At 39.3% G+C, this 883-nt stretch carries 1 protein-coding gene; it reads right to left on the bottom strand.

Annotated elements, in window-relative coordinates; genetic code table 11:
• A partial coding sequence (locus tag ODU50_RS10325) for a helix-turn-helix domain-containing protein (protein ID WP_398581412.1) occupies positions 1–464 on the bottom strand: 464 nt, incomplete at its 3' end.
• Between the last annotated feature and the right edge of the window lie 419 nt (positions 465–883).

The following is an 883-nucleotide window of genomic DNA, read 5'->3' on the forward strand; positions in this document are numbered from 1 at the left end:
TAGCCTTTTTCAAGGGATCGGTAGATAGAAGCTCTGGATGCCGCCAGTTCGTTTGAGGCGATGATGTGGTTGAGGTGTTGTCCTTTTTTGATGGCAGAAGAGACAATCTCGTCCATGCGATAGAATTCTTCTTTATTTAGGGCAACACCTGTTCTCGACTCTGAGAGCTTAGCTTCATAATCAAGCTGAGCTCTTTTTGCGTAGTAGAACTGTTTCTGGAATCCGCAGTTGCTTCTCTTTTTCGGACAGGCATTACAAACGTAGGGAGCCTTTTTGAGTAGAGGGCAGGCCTCGCAATTGGAGGTACTAGAGTTCTCTTTCACCACTCTATTTCTTCGAACTTCTTTTGAGATTGTGGACGGGTCTTTTCCTAGCTTAACAGCGATAGCCGAGAAGGGCTTAAGTTGTTCAATTCCTATTTGAATATCATTGCGATCAGAGAGAGTTAAGTGTTTGTTTTTCATTGTCGGTTACCAACTTGTCCCATAGTAAGTTCTACCTTATTTCTTTGTCTCATTCCAGTTTCCAGTTTTTAAGACAGACTAGAACTTACTTTGGGAATTTACTCCATAGAACTTTCAGTGTAAAAAAACAAAAAACTGGTTGACAATGTGTATAAGTCGTGATAGAATGAATGAGTTGTCTCTTGAGGTGCTAGTTAATAGCGGAACGAAAAAAAGTTTCAAAAAAGTGTTGACAAGTCCATTAGAAGATGATAGAATAAATGAGTTGTCTCTTGAGTAACTAGTTAACAGAGGAACGAAAAAAAGTTTCAAAAAAGTGTTGACAAAGTTTCCAAGAAATGATAAACTAAGATAGTTGTCGCGAGAGCGCGATAACGAACAAGACCTTTGAAAATTAAAGAAGACGAACCAAACGTGCA

Origin of the sequence: Streptococcus sp. 2020WUSS084, from assembly GCF_044427445.1 — a bacterium.
Lineage (GTDB): Bacteria > Bacillota > Bacilli > Lactobacillales > Streptococcaceae > Streptococcus > Streptococcus suis.